This window comes from Edaphobacter bradus (genome assembly GCF_025685645.1).
Lineage (GTDB): Bacteria > Acidobacteriota > Terriglobia > Terriglobales > Acidobacteriaceae > Edaphobacter > Edaphobacter bradus.
In genome coordinates this window covers 1,369,393-1,382,548 of record NZ_JAGSYF010000002.1, presented here as the reverse complement: position 1 = coordinate 1,382,548, position 13,156 = coordinate 1,369,393, and the positions used below count along the sequence as shown (strand labels likewise).

Genomic DNA, 13,156 nt, shown 5'->3' with positions numbered 1-13,156 from the left:
GAGGCTCATCGCCAGTCCACCAACCAGCATGGAAGCTGCCAAGGCAGTCCCAAAAGTTAGAAAAGACGGGCAGTTGAAACGGACGAAGACGACTTAGAACTTTGTCAGTTCCTCGATACAATCTGCGCGCAGCAGGGAGTCTACCCACTCATGCCGTTCTCTCAGGACACGCTCACAACTATCAACGCTTCGCTCGTACGATACACTTCGGCACAAACGATATCGAAGTGCCTTTCATCGTGTGCGGCAACGGCGGTCACAATGTAAATCGCATGGTGAAAGGCCGCCGCGGAGAGCCTGCTCAGGAGCCTAACTACGGCGCAGACGTCAGCTACCTGGAAGCCAGGAAACCCGCGGTCCAGGCAAAGAAGCTCATCCTGAAACACTATGACGACACGACCTATGGATATCTGAGAGTGACTGTCGACAAAGAACACCTGACAATTGGTTTCCATCAAGTCTCCAAGTCAAGCGTCACGCAATCTCGCGTCGACCTTGTCACTGTAGATCTCGCAAAGCATCAGGTGGTTGCCAACTGACCGGTCTTCCCCAAATCAATATCTCTAGCTCGAGAGAGACAAAACTCAAAGCACACCAAATGAAAAAGCCCCATCTTCGAAAAGATGGGGCTTCTAAATTAATGCCGGCGATCACCTAATCTCCCACACACTTTCGCGTGCAGTACCATCGGCCCAACGAGGCTTAACTTCCGTGTTCGGGATGGGAACGGGTGTGACCCTCGCGGTAAACTCACCGGCAAACTTGAGAAATCTCGCTCGCGCGATCTTCCACAACTGAATAGATTGAGTAGACGTTACTTGGTGTATAACTACATGGCTTGTGTCGAGAATCATCAGAACAGCGAACTAACAAACGCTCACTGCGCAGAGTAAATTCTATGGACAAGCCGAACGGGCGATTAGTACTGGTAAGCTACACGCATTACTGCGCTTCAACCTCCAGCCTATCAACCAGGTGGTCTTCCTGGGCCCTTCATTTCCCTTACGGGTTGGGAGATCTCATCTTAGAGCGTGCTTCCCGCTTATATGCATTCAGCGGTTATCACAACCGAACTTCGCTACCCAGCCGTGCCTTTGGCAAGACAACTGGAACACAAGAGGTTCGTCCATCCCGGTCCTCTCGTACTAAGGACAGCCCTCTTCAAATCTCCTACGCCCACAGCAGATAGAGACCGAACTGTCTCGCGACGTTCTGAACCCAGCTCACGTACCGCTTTAATAGGCGAACAGCCTAACCCTTGGAACCTTCTACAGCTCCAGGATGCGATGAGCCGACATCGAGGTGCCAAACCATTGCGTCGATATGAACTCTTGGCAATGATCAGCCTGTTATCCCCGGCGTACCTTTTATCCGTTGAGCGATGGCCCTTCCATACAGAACCACCGGATCACTAAGGCCTGCTTTCGCATCTGCTCGACTTGTAGGTCTCGCAGTTAACCACACTTATGCCTTTGCACTCGACGGTCGATTTCCAAACGACCTGAGTGTAGCTTCGCGCGCCTCCGTTACAATTTAGGAGGCGACCGCCCCAGTCAAACTACCCGTCTTACTATGTCCCTCTCCCGGATCACGGGAGTAGGTTAGAGTCACAACAATCGCAGGGTGGTATCTCACCGTTGGCTCCACCGAACCCGAAAGTCCGATATCAAAGCCTCCCACCTATCCTGCGCAGCAATTGCCGTAACCCATAGTAAAAGTATAGTAAAGGTGCACGGGGTCTTTTCGTCTAGCTGCGGGTAACCGGCATCTTCACCGGTACTACAAGTTCGCCGAGCAACTCGTTAAGACAGTCGTACGATCGTTACTCCATTCGTGCAGGTCGGAACTTACCCGACAAGGAATTTCGCTACCTTAGGACCGTTATAGTTACGGCCGCCGTTCACCGGGGCTTCAATTCAAAGCTTCGCCTTGCGGCTAACCTCTCCTTTTAACCTTCCGGCACCGGGCAGGAGTCAGCCCCTATACGTCGTTTTAGACTTTGCAGAGACCTGTGTTTTTGTTAAACAGTCGCCGTACGCGCTTCACTGCGGCCCACCCGGGCTTGCACCCAGGGGGCGACCCTTCTCCCGAAGTTACGGGTCTAATTTGCCGAGTTCCTTAACAAGCTTTCACTCGAGCGCCTTTGGATATTCTCCTCGTCTACCTGTGTCGGTTTGTGGTACGGTTCCCAATCTCTCTCCTTAGAGGTTTTTCTTGGCAGCATGAAATCGGCAGCTTTCAGCCATTCGGCTTACTGCTTTGCGCCTCACTGTTAAGTCTCTCCGGATTTGCCTAGAGAAACCAGCTTACGCGCATCGAGCCCCATAGCCATAGGAGGCCCTGCTTATCCTTCTGCGTCACCCCATCGTGCTAACGAAAAACTGGGAGGTCCGGAATATTAACCGGATGTCCATCGTCTACGCCTCTCGGCCTCGACTTAGGGACCGCCTAACCCTGAGCGGATTAACCTTCCTCAGGAAACCTTAGACTTTCGGCGGGAAGGGTTCTCACCTTCCTTATCGCTACTTATGCCGGCAGGGTCTCTTCTCAACGCTCCATCAGTCTTCTCAGTCTGACTTCATCGCTGTGAGAATGCTCTCCTACCACGCACACCATAGGTGTGCATCCGCTGCTTCGGTATACAGTTTTAGCCCCGTTGTATTGTCGGCACCGGACCGCTTGACCAGTGAGCTATTACGCTTTCTTTAAAGGATGGCTGCTTCTAAGCCAACCTCCTGGCTGTCTGAGCGTTCCGACTTCCTTTCCCACTTAACTGTAATTTGGGGACCTTAGCAGGCGGTCTGGACTGTTTTCCTCTCGACTGTGAAGCTTAGCCCCCACAGTCTGACTCCCGGGCTGGTTGTAATTGGCATTCGAAGTTTGATTGGATTCAGTAAGCCGGAAAGCCCCCTAGTCCATCCATGTCTCTACCACCAATCCAAATCACCCGAGGCTAGCCCTAAAGCTATTTCGGAGAGAACGAGCTATCACGGAATTTGATTAGCCTTTCACCCCTACCCTCAGCTCATCCGAGCTTTTTTCAACAAACACCGGTTCGGTCCTCCAATGGGTGTTACCCCATCTTCAACCTGGCCAAGGGTAGATCATCCCGCTTCGCGTCTATTCCTGCCAACTTATCGCCCTATTCAGACTCGCTTTCGCTGCGGCTCGCTCACGCTTAACCTTGCTGACAAGAATAACTAGCCGGCTCATTATGCAATAGGCACGCGGTCAGACATTCCCTTACGGGCATAGTCCTCCCACTGCTTGTAGGCACACGGTTTCAGGTACTTTTCACTCCCCTCAATGGGGTGCTTTTCGCCTTTCCCTCACGGTACTGGTTCACTATCGGTCAGAAACGAGTATTTAGCCTTACGGGATGGTCCCCGTGGATTCAAGCAGGGTTTCTCGTGCCCCGCCTTACTCAGGTACCTGCTTCGAGTCTGGATCAATTTCGTCTACGGGTCTGTCACCCTCTATGGAGCCCCTTTCCAGAAGCTTCGACTATCGACCAGATTGGTAACTCTACTGTTGCAGGCCCTACAACCCCCGAACTACCGAAATAGTACGGGTTTGGGCTGTTCCGATTTCGCTCGCCACTACTTTCGGAATCGAGGTTTCTTTCTCCTCCTGGAGGTACTGAGATGGTTCACTTCCCTCCGTTCGCCTATTCCAACCTATGAATTCAGTTGGATATACCCAGGTTTTGCCTAGGTGGGTTTCCCCATTCGGAAATCTCCGGATCAACGCCTGTGTGCGGCTCCCCGAAGCTTATCGCAGCTTGCCACGTCCTTCATCGCCTGTTTCTGCCAAGGCATCCACCGTGCGCCCTTAGTAGCTTGACCATAGAATTTACTCGCACGCAGCAGAGCAACTACCTCTGCGACTTACAGAGCAATCTACGTTTGTCCATTCGCCTGTATCGCCCAACCAGATCTTCAACTTACTGAGACCTAATCGTCGATACGAATATTCTAAAGACACTCAACACTGATTGACAGCTTTCTCCGGAAACAACCCGAAGACATGCTGCTCAGCCTTGTAGTTATATTTACCCAATCTATTCAGTTGTCAAAAATCGTCGAGCGAACCGCATCGCTGCGTTGTCGCTATCGCGCCCTCAGGCGGCTCGAGCATTCCTGCTCAAGGTTCAAACTCCGCTTTCGCAGAGCCTCAACCTCAAGCAGACATCGCTTGATAAAACCAAACTTCGAGAGTTGGATGGTGGAGCTGAACGGGATCGAACCGTTGACCCCCTGCTTGCAAAGCAGGTGCTCTCCCAACTGAGCTACAGCCCCATCACCATCAGTTTACCTGATGGCTGCGATAAAAGTGGTGGGCCTGGGTAGATTCGAACTACCGACCTCACCCTTATCAGGGGTGCGCTCTAACCAACTGAGCTACAGGCCCGGCACCGCGCCGATGCCAGGCATCGAATCGCATGCTGCTCTGTTGTTGAACTCGCGGATACCGCGGCTCAAAGTCGAGCTCTCTCGAAAAGGTTTCGAGGACACAGTTGAACGTGCGAGGCAGCTACGCTGCCTCTGACCATCGATGTTGAAGATATCGACAAAGAGAAGGTTTAGTTCAGGCTCATCTCCGGTAAACGTAATGACCGGAGACGGTACATGACAACATCCCAGACTACTCAATCTCAAGGATTGCTCGCGATCGCGAGACGTAGCTGAGTGCCATGACGTTCTCTCTTAGAAAGGAGGTGATCCAGCCGCAGGTTCTCCTACGGCTACCTTGTTACGACTTCACCCCAATCATGAATTACACCTTGGGCGGCTGCTCCCTTGCGGTTAGCGCACCGACTTCTAGTGCAACCCACTTTCGTGATGTGACGGGCGGTGTGTACAAGGCCCGGGAACGTATTCACCGCAGCATGCTGATCTGCGATTACTAGCGATTCCAGCTTCATGGAGTCGAGTTGCAGACTCCAATCCGAACTGAGGCCGGCTTTTTCCGATTAGCTCCCCCTCGCGGGTTTGCAGCGGTTTGTACCGGCCATTGTAGCACGTGTGTAGCCCTGGACATAAAGGCCATGAGGACTTGACGTCATCCCCACCTTCCTCCCCGTTATCCGAGGCGGTTTCGCCAGAGTGCTCAACTAAATGGTAGCAACTGGAGATAAGGGTTGCGCTCGTTGCGGGACTTAACCCAACATCTCACGACACGAGCTGACGACAGCCATGCAGCACCTATATACAGACCCATTGCTGGGAGACGATATTTCTACCGTTGTCCTGTACATTTCGAGCCCAGGTAAGGTTCTTCGCGTTGCGTCGAATTAAACCACATGCTCCACCGCTTGTGCGGGCCCCCGTCAATTCCTTTGAGTTTCAGCCTTGCGACCGTACTCCCCAGGCGGATTGCTTATCGCGTTAGCTTCGGCACGACAGGATTGGGTACCTGTCACACCAAGCAATCATCGTTTAGGGCTAGGACTACCAGGGTATCTAATCCTGTTTGCTCCCCTAGCTTTCGCGCCTCAGCGTCAGTTATGGTCCAGTGCGCCGCTTTCGCCACAGGTGTTCCTTCCGATATCTACGCATTTCACCGCTACACCGGAAATTCCACGCACCTCTCCCATACTCAAGCCCGGCAGTTTCTCATGCAGACTTCGAGTTGAGCCCGAAGATTTCACATAAGACTTGCCAAACCGCCTACGCGCCCTTTACGCCCAATAATTCCGAACAACGCTTGCCCCCCTCGTATTACCGCGGCTGCTGGCACGAAGTTAGCCGGGGCTTCTTCTTCCGGTACCGTCATAATCGTCCCGATCGAAAGGAGTTTACATCCCAAGGGATTTCATCCTCCACGCGGCGTTGCTGCGTCAGGGTTTCCCCCATTGCGCAAAATTCCCCACTGCTGCCTCCCGTAGGAGTCTGGACCGTGTTTCAGTTCCAGTGTGTCCGTGCGCCCTCTCAGGCCGGATACCGATCATCGTCTTGGTGGGCCATTACCCCGCCAACTAACTAATCGGCCGCGAACTCCTCTCCAAGCGCATTGCTGCTTTGACTCGTAAGTGTTATGCGGTATTAGCTAAGATTTCTCTCAGTTATTCCCCACTCGGAGGTAGATAATTCACGTGTTACTCACCCGTGCGCCACTTTACTCATGGATTGCTCCACTTTCTCGTGCGACTTGCATGTGTTAGGCACGCCGCCAGCGTTGATTCTGAGCCAGGATCAAACTCTCGTTTAATCTTGGTGTGTCCGCTCCCAGGACGGAGGTCCGGGAGTCAGACGCCCCCACTCGCTCGAAAGGAGTGGAGGATATAACTAGTGAGAATGACTAAACCAAATTTCGCATCATCTCACGACTGGCACGTTCAACTATGTTGTCAAAGATCCTGACTGCATCCACCTAAGCGGGCAGCTTTGGATCAAGGACCTACTCGGCTCAAAGCCTGAGTCGTGTCCTCGAACTTGTTTGCGCTGTTGTCGTCTTGATTTGCCGCTCGCAGGGCCCTCTTGCTTGCCTCTGCACATACCTCTCTGCGGCGTTCGACGTTTTAGCGAACTTTCCAAGATTATCGAACCTTGCAGTTCGTGTCAACCACTTTCTCACTTTTTTCTGAGAGCGGTTTTGCTCTCAGAAAATCGCTAGCGGCGACCTCAATCGGTCCATAGTTCGCTCAGCACAAGATGTCAAAACATCGAAACGGCGCATAATCTGCCGCGGGACCTAAGTCCCTTGAAAACTTTTACTTGCAGTGGCTTGGGTTTGGTGGCGGCTGGCACTCAGGCTCATTGCCGGATCAAACGCTTGGACTGCGCTCCGTCTTCCCTGCTTACGGCCTCAAAATAGCGCCCAGGTGCGAAGCTGTCTTACTCACTCAGAGTACCGTGCTTTTCACTTCCGTGCAAGCCCGTTTCCCTTTGTGACTTCCCGAGATTATCGTGCTTTTCACTTCCGTGCAAGCCCGCATCTCGTTGCGACTTCCTGAGATTATCAACGGACGCCCTGCTGTGCAAGCTCTCAGCCTGTTAATATCTCCAATTTCCTGATGAAAACTGCGTTTCGACCAATAACGACGCGGCTTTAACAATCTTGAAAAATCTTACTGGCCACCTCTGGCCCCATCGTCCTACAATCCCCCCAATGCCTGAGCCCCACGAAATACAGGAGTTCTCCGAGCACCTCAGGGAAGCCAACGAGGGCGGCGGAGGATCGATTAGATCCATCTCGCTCGCTATCTCCGTCCTCGCCGTTCTCGTCGCCATGGTCACTGTACTCGGGCATCGCACCCACACCGAGGCCGTCCTGATGGAGGCCCGCGCCAGCGACACATGGAACGAGTACCAGGCCAAGAAGATCCGCATGGACAACCTCCAGGTCACCACCGATATTCTCGCCCTCCAGCCCTCCGGCGATCCCGCCCGCGTAAAGTCCAAAATTGACGAGTACAACGCCCACATCGCCAAGTGGAAGTCCGATCTGGCCGAAGAGCAGCAGCAAGCGCGCGAGTACGAAGCAGAGGTCTCCAGTGCCGAGAAGAAAGCCGCCCGTTACGATCTTGGCGAGGCCCTCCTCCAGATCGCCGTCGTCCTCTCGTCCATCACGCTCTTTACGCGCAACCGGACCTACTTCGTCCTTGGGATTGCTCTGGGAGCCACAGGGCTCCTTGTAGCGAGTTCAGCCCTGCTCGTCCATTAGGTAGGTCTGGTGTGAACTACCGAGCTATCGCACTCGGAAGCTCTGCAGCATCGCCGTAAAGACTGGCCGCATCGCCTCGAAATCAGGCTCCGGCGCAATAAAGACCAGGTAGCTCACGTCGCCATCCGGACGTGCGACCGTCACCAGCCAGTCCCGCTCAGCAAGGGCACTCCCTCCGTCGACCACGGGAGACTTTCCACGAAGCTCAACCGAGTTTCCCATCCGCCCATTGACGTTGATGGACGAGATCCGGCTCGCCTGCTGCAACCCGCCGTTGTCCCGGCTCAACTGTTGCGCCAGCGCCTTCGTCGCCTGCTCCAGCGAGTTCGCATCCCCCACGCCACCCTTCCACCTCGCGCCGTCGATGACCACGCCGTATGCGATCCCTGCCTGCCCGGCGCCATTCTGCGGCACCAGGGCTACGCTCCCGTTCTGGCCGGTCCCCTTCTGCCAGCTTGCGGGACAGCTCACCGCAAACCCGCTCCCCTGAATCGTCACGAAGTTATCGCTCAGCCCCAACGCGCTGCGACTCAGCCTCACACCAGTGCCGGAGGCTCCAGTCGCCTGCACAGCCTGACCAGCGATCACCTGCGCGGGTCCGCCCGCCACGGCTGCATAGTGTCCGGTCTGCCGCCACGCCCCCGTCTCCACCTCTTTCGCCGTGTAGACCTGCTCCTTCATGGCCAGGGCCCGCACCCGCGTGAATTCAGCAGAGGTCACCTTCGGGTTCTGCTGCGGGGGCAGCGTCGCAATCTCAGCCGTCACATATTGCGTGCGATTCCCAGGATTTGGGTGGTCGCTCAGCAATTGCGCTCCGCCCTGTCCGTACTTAGCTTCAATCGTCTCGAAGAACTGCGGCATTCCGCGTGGGTCGTAGCCGGTGTCGTATAGAATTCCGGTCCCCAGCAGATCGGCCTGCTTCTCGTAGTCGCGCGACATTCGCAGAAAGCTTAGGCCGGTTGCAATGCCGATTCCCTTTGTCGCCATCGAGCCCAGCGCACCGTCTCCCAGAAGAATCGCCGCCCCCAGCTGCCCCAGTCCTGCAAACGTCCCAATCTGCTGCTGTTTGGTGAGGTTGCAGGTCGAGTGGCGCATCACTACGTGCGAGGTCTCATGTGCCATCACCCCTGCCAGTTGCGCCTCGGTCTCGGCCGCGCGAATCGTCCCCATGTTCACGAAGATCGATCCGCCGGGAAGCGCAAAGGCGTTGATCTCCTCACTGGCGACGACGTGGAAATCGTACGGCCACTTGTACCCCGGAGCATGGGCAACCAGCCTGGCTCCAAGCTGCCGGACATACTGCGACACCGGCGAGCTGTCCGGCAACACCGGCATCTGCTGAAAGACCTGCGCTGCCACTTTGCGGCCTTCCGTAATCTCCTGCTCCTCGGTAAAGGCGTTCTTGCAGGTCACCGGTTGGAACCGTGCCCATGCCGACGGCATGCCAATACAACTCAGCAGGACCAAGCCAGCTAGAAAACGATTCAGTCCCCTTACCCGATCCATGCTTGCCTCCGAAATTTATGAGATGCGCAAACCCGCCGTGACCCTCAGTCATCCCGGATACACTCTATCGAACCCGGCTAGTCGTCTATGGGTAGGTTAAGAATAGTTCGTTGCTGGCTCTTCGTGGGAGCGTCGTGAGGTCTTTGTAGGAGCGGAAAACTCAATAGAAAAGCCGCCCTTTCGAGCGGCTCCTATAGGGAAGGACAAGACTTAAGCAGCAAGTTTTCTGCGCACAACCCCGGCTGCCCCAACGATTCCCGTGCCGAGAAGCAAAAGAGAACTCGGTTCTGGCGCATCAGCGGTTGTCAACCCATCCAGGAGGACGGTACCTGAACCGTCGGCCTGTATGGAGACGAACTCGTCGCCCGTTATAAAGTTGGGAGTCGTAAATGGATCAGAGCCCGGATCAGGGAAATCCCCACAGCCGCCTAGGACACCAAGCGTGTTCGAAAAGCAGAGATGGAACCCTTCAACATTCTGCGTGCTGCCGATCAAAAAGGAAAATGGACCTGAAATGTTGGCGAGATCCAGCTGGATGAAGGTCGTGCTCGTAATCTCATTGTCGCTGTTGCGGGCGATACCCAATCCGTGCTCTGACCCGCCTTGATTCTTTGCATAGAGCAAATTACTTCCACCAAAGGCGTATGCCGTCACGCTGTTTGGGCCGGGGTTATAGACTTGTGAATGACCGAGGGTAACGTTTGGACCTCGAAAGTCAATTGTGTCTCCGAAAGCGGTGCCAGCGCACACGGTTCCTAGAGCCAAGGCGACTGCAAGACTTAACTTCATAAGTGACTTCTCCGTTTGGGTTTATCTGTCTGTGTGTCAACAGAAACCTACATGCTTCTTTCTTAGGAAGGCATTTCGTAGGCCAACCCCAACTCGATCAAAACCTGCAAGCATCGCCCCTTGTAAACTATTTATAATGTGAAGGATAGATACATGTTTGGCCCACTGCGCAGCACCTATCCCTATACGCAACCGTTTTGCTAATTTGCAGCATCTTGCGGTCCCTTCCCCGGGAAAGGGGCATCCATTTTCGCTAATCCGGATTACGTCGGTTTCAGCAACTCGACGGAGACAGCTCCCGTTTATGTTTGCGGGGTGGCTCAATTGGCTCCGCCATTATTTGCGAGCGAATGAAACCCGCAGCCGATCGAGAATTCCGTCAGGGCCCAAAACCGCCAGGCTCTAGTCACGACGGCTTGGTAATCACACCGAGGTCTGCCATCCCATTCACGAAATACTGCACCGCCAGCGCCACCAGCAGCAAGCCCATGATGCGCACCAGAATGCGAATTCCCGTCTCACCCAGCGCCCGCGCCACGCGGTCCGAGTTCCCCAGCACCAGGTAGCAGACCACTGCCGTAATCGCAATCGACGACAAGATCGCCACCATCTGCCACTTCGTCTGCGCCTGCCCCACCAGCACCATCACGCTTGTAATCGCGCCTGGCCCCGCCAGCATCGGAATCCCCAGCGGAACGATCCCCGCATCCTCCTTGCTTGCAGCCTCCGTCGCCTCTTCGCTCGACTCCTGCGTCGCCGACCGCTTCGCCTCCAGCATGTCCAGCCCGATCAGCAGCAGAATCACGCCGCCCGCGATCTCAAACGCCGGCAACGTAATCCCGAACATTTTGAAGATGTACTGCCCGCCCAGCGCAAACCCGCTCAGAAACACCAGCGCCGTCAGCGACGCCTTCCACGCCATCCGCCGCCGCCGCGCCTGGTCGCTCCCCGCCGTCACCGCAAGAAAAGTAGGCAGAGCCGCAAACGGGTCCACCAGAAAGAAGATCGAGCTCAGCGCAAGCACGGAGAACCGCACATACACTGACTTTTCCAGCAGCGAAAGATCAACAGAATGAGGATTGAACATCACTCTTCATTCTCCCATGCGGGTCAGCGAGTTAGCGAATCAGCAACATAGCAAGTCAGCAAGTCAGCGAAGCCATATGACTCACCAAACCCGCACCAATCCGGTCGACTCTCCGGCTTGCCGCCCCTGACTCGCTATAATTTAGCCAAGGAGCCTACATGCCCGTCCAACCTACAGCAAACATCTGGCACAACGGCAAACTCATCCCCTGGGACAAAGCCCAGATCCACGTGATGAGCCACGTCGTGCACTACGGATCCTCTATCTTCGAGGGCATCCGCTGTTACACACAGCCCTCAGGCGCCAGCGTCTTCCGCCTGCAGGAGCACATGCAGCGCCTCATCGACTCCGCCAAGATCTACCGCATGCCGCTTCCCTACACCGTTGACCAGCTCTCGGCTGCGGTCATTGATGTCATCGAAGCCAACGGAATCGCTCCCTGCTACGTCCGCCCCATCGCCTTCCGCGGCTATGGCGAAGTCGGAGTCAATCCGCTCAAGTCGCCCGTTGAGGTCTACATCGCCAACTTCCCCTGGGGCAAGTACGTTCACGGCAACGACGGCGCCGACGTCTGCGTCTCCTCGTGGTCGCGCCTCGCGCCCAACACGATGCCGTCGCTCGCCAAGGCCGGCGCGAACTACATGAACTCGCAGCTCATCCGCATGGAAGCCGAGATCAACGGATACGCCGAAGGCATCGCGCTCGACGTCAACGGCTATCTCTCCGAGGGCTCAGGCGAGAACCTCTTCCTCGTCCGCAACGGCGTCCTCTACACCACGCCGCTGGCCAACTCTGTGCTTAACGGAATCACGCGCAACTCCGTCATCACGCTGGCAAAGCAGCTCGGCATCGAAGTCGTTGAGCAGGCGCTGCCCCGCGAGCTCCTGTACATCTGCGACGAAGCCTTCTTCACCGGAACCGCCGCCGAGGTAACACACCTCCGCTCCGTCGACCGCATCCTCGTCAACGACGGAAAGATGGGCCCCATCACCACCGCGCTGCACGACGAGTTCTTCAACATCGTCAACGGCCTCAGGCCCGACCGACACAACTGGCTAACGCCGGTGAACGTCAAGGTCGTCGAGACGGCAAACGTATAACTCAATTCCAGATAAACGAAACGAGGCGGCCCTTACAAGCTGCCTCGTTTCGCTTTTGCACTCAGTTCTTTCGCACGTCAATGCTGTCGCTCTTGTCGTTGCCTTTCTTGTTGTCATTCCGTAGCGCAGCGAAGGAATCTGCTTTTGTACCACTCACTAACTTCTCTCGAAGCTAACTCCCACAAAAAATAACCTACAAAAATCCCGGGTAGCTACTTGCTATTTCCCCAACACCTATTCAAAGTAACTCCTGCGCAGGAGAAGCCCGATGAACATCAAATCGCACAACACGATGCGTAGGTCCCCAGAGAGAGTCAGCCTCTGCGGCGATCGCCGGGCATGGTTCCTGCTTGGTCAGAGTTACTAAGCCCAGCTCCTACGCTAGACCGAACGCACAACCAGCATTCCTGAGTGGCGAAAAGGCCAGTTCCTTCGACCTGTCTTCTCGCTCATTCCCTGGCATAGCATCGCTCGTAGTTTCAACTAGGTTCGACCTGCGGCGTAGATAGCAGTTGCTTCGATCGCAGGTTCGTTTCCTGTCACAAACGTAAGTTTGTGCAGCTTAGCGGAAGAGCGCACTGTTATCGCCTGTTCCCCAGCCAATGACTACCGGTCAACTCCCGGTTAGAAAGAAGCCTTGCCATGAGCAAGACCTACATCAAGAACGGAACGCCCGTCGGCTCAGAGTCGTTGTGCAAGACCTGCTCTCGCGCGCTGATCATCACCGGCTACCGCGAGTCCGAGCAGATCACCGTCTGCTGCTACGTCGAACCGAACATCATGCTGCCCTTCACGGTCCACGAGTGCACCGGCTACTACGACAAGAACCGGCCCACCTGGCAGCAGATGGAGAAGCTGGCCATCGATGTCACTCCCGCGCCTCTCAAGCCGGTCGGTTTCAAGGTCGGCGTTGGCTTCCACGAAGCCGCAACCGTCCGCACTCGCATCAACGTCGACGTCGATCAAGACGACTTTGACGAAGACGACGACTAACCCATTCGCCAGTGGC

At 55.4% G+C, this 13,156-nt stretch carries 7 protein-coding genes, 2 tRNA genes and 3 rRNA genes; 4 read left to right on the top strand and 8 right to left on the bottom strand.

Annotated features, from left to right (window positions below):
- The first annotated feature begins 227 nt into the window (after window positions 1-227).
- The gene (locus OHL16_RS11880) at window positions 228-539 is read left to right on the top strand and encodes a hypothetical protein (RefSeq protein ID WP_263367336.1); all 312 of its coding nucleotides are present in this window, start codon (window positions 228-230) and stop codon (window positions 537-539) included.
- A 102-nt stretch (window positions 540-641) separates the two neighbouring features.
- Here the strand turns inward: OHL16_RS11880 and rrf are convergent.
- The 5 genes from rrf to OHL16_RS11855 form a co-directional block, all read right to left on the bottom strand.
- A 5S ribosomal RNA gene (gene rrf / locus OHL16_RS11875) occupies window positions 642-758 on the bottom strand.
- Between the two features lie 140 nt (window positions 759-898).
- A 23S ribosomal RNA gene (locus tag OHL16_RS11870) occupies window positions 899-3,845 on the bottom strand.
- A gap of 377 nt (window positions 3,846-4,222) precedes the next feature.
- Window positions 4,223-4,298, bottom strand: a tRNA-Ala gene (locus OHL16_RS11865).
- A gap of 35 nt (window positions 4,299-4,333) precedes the next feature.
- A tRNA-Ile gene (locus OHL16_RS11860) sits at window positions 4,334-4,410 on the bottom strand.
- Between the two features lie 300 nt (window positions 4,411-4,710).
- Window positions 4,711-6,210, bottom strand: a 16S ribosomal RNA gene (locus OHL16_RS11855).
- The 16S, 23S and 5S rRNA genes sit together here with 2 tRNA genes alongside, the layout of an rRNA operon.
- 900 nt (window positions 6,211-7,110) lie before the next feature.
- On the opposite strand from OHL16_RS11855, the gene OHL16_RS11850 reads away from it, so the two are divergent.
- Window positions 7,111-7,665 (top strand): DUF4337 domain-containing protein, encoded by a 555-nt coding sequence (locus tag OHL16_RS11850; protein WP_263367335.1) that lies wholly within the window; start codon window positions 7,111-7,113, stop codon window positions 7,663-7,665.
- 24 nt (window positions 7,666-7,689) lie between these two features.
- Here the strand turns inward: OHL16_RS11850 and OHL16_RS11845 are convergent, their stop codons facing one another.
- From OHL16_RS11845 to OHL16_RS11835, 3 genes are all read right to left on the bottom strand, one after another.
- Window positions 7,690-9,108, bottom strand: coding sequence for a M48 family metallopeptidase (locus OHL16_RS11845; RefSeq protein WP_263367334.1), 1,419 nt, complete (start codon window positions 9,106-9,108; stop codon window positions 7,690-7,692).
- A gap of 273 nt (window positions 9,109-9,381) precedes the next feature.
- On the bottom strand, window positions 9,382-9,960 hold the full coding sequence (locus OHL16_RS11840) for a PEP-CTERM sorting domain-containing protein (protein WP_263367333.1): 579 nt from the start codon (window positions 9,958-9,960) through the stop codon (window positions 9,382-9,384).
- Between the two features lie 406 nt (window positions 9,961-10,366).
- Complete coding sequence (locus tag OHL16_RS11835) at window positions 10,367-11,047, bottom strand: MarC family protein (RefSeq protein WP_263367332.1); 681 nt, start codon at window positions 11,045-11,047, stop codon at window positions 10,367-10,369.
- A 158-nt stretch (window positions 11,048-11,205) separates the two neighbouring features.
- On the opposite strand from OHL16_RS11835, the gene OHL16_RS11830 reads away from it, so the two are divergent.
- Together OHL16_RS11830 and OHL16_RS11825 are read left to right on the top strand one after the other, a co-directional pair.
- A complete protein-coding gene (locus OHL16_RS11830) occupies window positions 11,206-12,147 on the top strand; it encodes a branched-chain amino acid transaminase (protein WP_263367331.1) in 942 nt (313 codons plus the stop codon).
- Window positions 12,148-12,789: 642 nt separating this feature from the next.
- Entirely contained in the window at window positions 12,790-13,140 is a 351-nt protein-coding gene (locus OHL16_RS11825) for a hypothetical protein (RefSeq protein WP_263367330.1), read from the top strand.
- The last annotated feature ends 16 nt before the right edge of the window (window positions 13,141-13,156 follow it).

Bases quoted from the DNA above. Each gene is read 5' to 3' on its own strand.
- OHL16_RS11850 (WP_263367335.1), top strand. From the start codon at position 7,111: ATGCCTGAGCCCCACGAAATACAGGAGTTCTCCGAGCACCTCAGGGAA.
- OHL16_RS11845 (WP_263367334.1), bottom strand. From the start codon at position 9,108: ATGCCGTCGGCATGGGCACGGTTCCAACCGGTGACCTGCAAGAACGCC.
- OHL16_RS11840 (WP_263367333.1), bottom strand. From the start codon at position 9,960: ATGAAGTTAAGTCTTGCAGTCGCCTTGGCTCTAGGAACCGTGTGCGCT.
- OHL16_RS11835 (WP_263367332.1), bottom strand. From the start codon at position 11,047: ATGTTCAATCCTCATTCTGTTGATCTTTCGCTGCTGGAAAAGTCAGTG.
- OHL16_RS11830 (WP_263367331.1), top strand. From the start codon at position 11,206: ATGCCCGTCCAACCTACAGCAAACATCTGGCACAACGGCAAACTCATC.
- OHL16_RS11825 (WP_263367330.1), top strand. From the start codon at position 12,790: ATGAGCAAGACCTACATCAAGAACGGAACGCCCGTCGGCTCAGAGTCG.